Here is a 4,076-nt window from a genome sequence, read left to right as displayed (position 1 = left end):
GGCAACGTCGTCGTCGAGCGTGGTTCCGACCTCGGCGACCCGGCGATCGAGGCGCTGCTCGAGGCCGGCATCCAGAAGGTCAAGGTCCGCTCGGTCCTGACCTGCGACACCGGCACCGGCGTGTGCGCGACCTGCTACGGCCGTTCGATGGCGACGGGCAAGCTCGTCGACATCGGCGAGGCCGTCGGTATCGTCGCAGCCCAGTCGATCGGTGAGCCCGGTACGCAGCTGACGATGCGTACCTTCCACCAGGGTGGCGTCGGTGAGGACATCACCGGTGGTCTGCCGCGTGTCCAGGAGCTGTTCGAGGCCCGCGTCCCGAAGGGCAAGGCCCCGATCGCCGACGTCTCCGGCCGTATCCGTCTCGAGGACGACGATCGCTTCTACAAGATCACGATCGTCCCCGACGACGGTGGCGAGGAGGTCGTGTACGACAAGCTGTCCAAGCGTCAGCGTCTGCACGTCATCCGCAAGGCCGACGGCACCGAGGGCGTTCTCTCGGACGGCGACCACGTGGAGGTCGGTCAGCAGCTGCTCGAGGGCTCTGCCGATCCGCACGAGGTGCTGCGCGTGATGGGCCCGCGTCAGGTTCAGGTCCACCTGGTCCACGAGGTCCAGGAGGTCTACCGGAGCCAGGGCGTGTCGATCCACGACAAGCACATCGAGGTCATCGTGCGCCAGATGCTGCGTCGCGTGACGATCATCGATTCGGGCTCGACGGAGTTCCTGCCCGGTTCGCTCGTCGAGCGCAGCGAGTTCGAGGCTGCGAACCGTCGTGTGGTCCAGGAGGGTGGCGAGCCGGCTGCCGGCCGTCCGGTCCTCATGGGCATCACGAAGGCCTCGCTGGCCACCGACTCGTGGCTGTCGGCGGCGTCCTTCCAGGAGACCACTCGAGTGCTGACCGATGCGGCGATCAACTGCCGCTCGGACAAGCTGATCGGTCTCAAGGAGAACGTGATCATCGGCAAGCTGATCCCCGCCGGTACCGGTATCAACAAGTACCGGAACATCGAGGTCCAGCCGACCGAGGAGGCCCGCGCGGCCGCGTACGCCATCCCGGCGTACGACGACCAGTACTACTCGCCGGACGGCTTCGGCCAGAACACCGGTGCTGCAGTGCCGCTGGACGATTACGGTTACTCCAACGACTACCGGTAGTTCGCTGCCGTAGTAGACGACGAAGGTCCCGCCCTCTTCTCTTCGGGGGCGGGACCTTCGTCGTTTCTTCTCGGCGCGTGCATCGCGCGGTGTTCCCGCGGGCCGTCGGCCCGGATACGGGAAACGGTGAGGACGTGCCTGTACGGCGTGCCGACGGCGTCGGCCGGACCGCGTCAGCGCGGAATGTGGAAGTCCACGAGTTCGGCCGTGCCACGCGACAATTCGGCCCACGACCCGCTGACGGTGAGTACCGCGATCGCGGAGGTGGGGAACTTCTCGGTGACCTGATGGGCGGCGTCGGTGCCGTGATCGGTGATCAGCCCGAGGACGGTGGCGGACAGCGTCGGCTCGTGCCCGACGACCAGCAGGGTGTGCACGTCGTCGGCCGTTCGCCGGATCTCGGTGACCAGGGTCTTCGGATCGGCGTGATACAGGCTGTCGCGGAACTCCACGGGAGCCTCCACCGCTGCCTCGGTGAGTGTCTTGCGCGTACGGGTCGCGGTGGAGCACAGCACGGCGTCGACCTCGGGCAGGTTCGCCCGGATCCAGCGACCGGCGAGTCCGGCCTCGCGGCGTCCGCGGGGGGAGAGGGGACGCTCGTGATCGTCCACATCGTCCGGGTACGCGGACTTGCCGTGGCGCAGCAAGATCAGGGTACGGGTCATGGAGTCCACCGTAGAGCGTCCGGATTCCGGCCGATCCACGCGACCGCGCGAGTGTGATCCGCGACCGTGAACCACACCGTCAGCCCGTCCTCCCGCAGGGTCGTCCGCAGGGTGAGGGTCTCGCCGGCGGCCACGGGACGCAGATGCTCGATGACCGCACGGTACGGTGCCTCCGGGATCTCGGGCCGCAGGGTCAGGACCTCCTCGACGCCGTGCCAGTAGACGGCGTTGTTGACGTGCCCGAACGGGTCGAGATCGGTGGCGCGCAGCGGAAAGTCGCGTTCGTCGTCCACCGCGTCGGGTGCGCGGTCGGGCAGCCATGCCTTCCACTTCAGGCGCGTGTCCTGCGCGTAGCGGGACATGTGCTCGAACAGGCTGTCGCTGATCCGGGTGGGTGCGCCGGTGGTGGGGCCGATGTCGATCCAGAACGCCGCGGTCTCGATCAGCGGACCGCCGGGCATGTCGCCGGGATCGTCGAGTCGGACCCGCACGTTCGCCCACCGCGTCGACAGCGCGTCGCACCAGCGGCGCAACCGGAGTGTCCGGCCGTATTCGGCGGGGCGGTGCACGTCGACGACCGTGCGCCGGACGATCCACAGCGGGTCGGTGGCGGCTGCCCCCACTGCGGCGAGATTGTCGGTACCGATGTCCTGGAGATAACGGGCGATGCCGTCGAGCCGGAGTCGTTTGCCGGTGTCGACGTCGCCGGTACGGACGGTGCGCTCGGTGGAATAGGGATCCGCGCCGTCCGGTAACGGCGTCAGCGGCAGGGTCCGAGGCAGATCGGTCGTCGGTGTCGACGTGGCCATGTGGTCCCCCCGGGTCGGATGTCCGATCGTGCGATTCTTGCAGTTTCGCCGGGCGGTCGCAGGTTCTCTTGCGAACGTGCGGTGACTCCCGCTACAGTCGTGTTAACTGTTACGCATCGTTACATGAACTTCGCGGACGCTCCGCCCGGCTGGCGAGGACCCCCATGGCCTACGTGATCACCCAGACCTGCTGCAACGACGCGAGCTGCGTCGCGGTCTGTCCCGTGAACTGCATCCATCCCTCACCGGACGAGCCCGAGTTCGCCACCGCCGAGATGCTGCACATCGACCCGCAGACCTGCATCGACTGCGGTGCGTGCGCCGACGCGTGCCCGGTCGAGGCGATCCTGCCCGACGACAAGCTCCGTCCCTCGCAGGCGCGGTTCGCCGAGATCAACGCGGCCTGGTACGAGAACCATCCGATGCCGGAGGGCTGGCAACCGCTCGTGCCCACCCCGGCGCCTCCGCGCGATCGCGGCACCTTGCGGGTCGCTATCGTCGGCGCCGGTCCCGCAGCCTGCTACGCCGCCCAGGAACTCCTCGAGCGGTCCGACGTCGAGGTCGAGATGTTCGACCGGCTCCCCACCCCCTTCGGGCTCGTGCGCGCCGGCGTCGCTCCCGATCATCCGGGGACCAAGGCCGTCACCGAATCGTTCGAACGGTCGTTCCGGCGCGAGGAGTTCGCCCTCCACCTCGCCACCGAGATCGGTCGCGACATCACCCACGCGGAGCTGCTCGACCACCATCACGCGGTGATCTATGCGACCGGTGCGTCGTCCGACCGCCGACTCGGGATCGCGGGCGAGGATCTGCCCGGCAGCCACGCCGCCACCGAGTTCGTCGCCTGGTACAACGGGCACCCCGACCACGCCGGCCACGCCTTCGACCTTTCCGGCGAACGAGCCGTGATCATCGGGAACGGTAACGTGGCCCTCGACGTCGCGCGGATCCTCACGATGGACGTCGACGAACTCGCGCGCACCGACATCGCCGATCACGCGCTGAAGGCCCTGCGGAAGAGCAACATCCGTGAGGTGGTGCTGCTCGGGCGGCGCGGACCGGCGCAGGCCGCGTACAGCAATCCGGAGTTCCTCGCCCTCGGCGATGTCACGGGCGTCGACGTCGTCGTCGACGAGGAGGACCTCGAACTCGATGCGGTGAGTGCCGGGGCCGTGGAGGAGGATCCGGCGACCGCGCTGCGTGTGCGACTCGCCCGCGAGTACGCCGGACGCCCCGTCCGCCCGGGCCACCGCCGCATCGTCTTCCGGTATCTCGCTGCGCCGAGCGAACTGCTCGGCGACGACCACGTGACCGGCGTGCGGGTCGAACGCACCGAACTCGTCGACCACGGTGGGCGCCTCGCGGCCCACCCCACCGGCCGGTTCGAGGACCTGCCCGCCACGCTCGTGCTCCGATCGATCGGCTATCGCGGTGTCCCCGTGCC

Annotated in this window: 3 protein-coding genes and 1 pseudogene; 2 read left to right on the top strand and 2 right to left on the bottom strand. The window is 68.8% G+C overall.

Going from position 1 to position 4,076, the window contains the following annotated elements; genetic code table 11:
• Positions 1–1,158: pseudogene (locus tag R1101_RS0117575) on the top strand (DNA-directed RNA polymerase subunit beta'); the annotation flags it as partial.
• Positions 1,159–1,331: 173 nt separating this feature from the next.
• Here R1101_RS0117575 and R1101_RS0117570 read toward each other — a convergent pair.
• Together R1101_RS0117570 and R1101_RS0117565 are read right to left on the bottom strand one after the other, a co-directional pair.
• The gene (locus R1101_RS0117570; protein WP_016934673.1) at positions 1,332–1,823 is read right to left on the bottom strand and encodes a SixA phosphatase family protein; all 492 of its coding nucleotides are present in this window, start codon (positions 1,821–1,823) and stop codon (positions 1,332–1,334) included.
• Positions 1,820–2,632 (bottom strand): acyl-[acyl-carrier-protein] thioesterase, encoded by an 813-nt coding sequence (locus R1101_RS0117565; protein ID WP_016934672.1) that lies wholly within the window; start codon positions 2,630–2,632, stop codon positions 1,820–1,822. The genes R1101_RS0117570 and R1101_RS0117565 overlap by 4 nt, the downstream gene beginning before the upstream one ends.
• A gap of 164 nt (positions 2,633–2,796) precedes the next feature.
• Here R1101_RS0117565 and R1101_RS0117560 point away from each other — a divergent pair.
• Positions 2,797–4,076, top strand: a 1,280-nt coding sequence (locus tag R1101_RS0117560; RefSeq protein ID WP_016934671.1) for an FAD-dependent oxidoreductase, incomplete at its 3' end; no start/stop codon positions are given.

The organism is Rhodococcus sp. R1101, assembly GCF_000278445.1.
Lineage (GTDB): Bacteria > Actinomycetota > Actinomycetes > Mycobacteriales > Mycobacteriaceae > Rhodococcus > Rhodococcus gordoniae.
This window is presented reverse-complemented; position numbering and strand designations above follow the sequence as displayed.

Coding starts and splice junctions, on each gene's coding strand:
- R1101_RS0117570 (WP_016934673.1), bottom strand. CDS start 1,823: ATGACCCGTACCCTGATCTTGCTGCGCCACGGCAAGTCCGCGTACCCG.
- R1101_RS0117565 (WP_016934672.1), bottom strand. CDS start 2,632: ATGGCCACGTCGACACCGACGACCGATCTGCCTCGGACCCTGCCGCTG.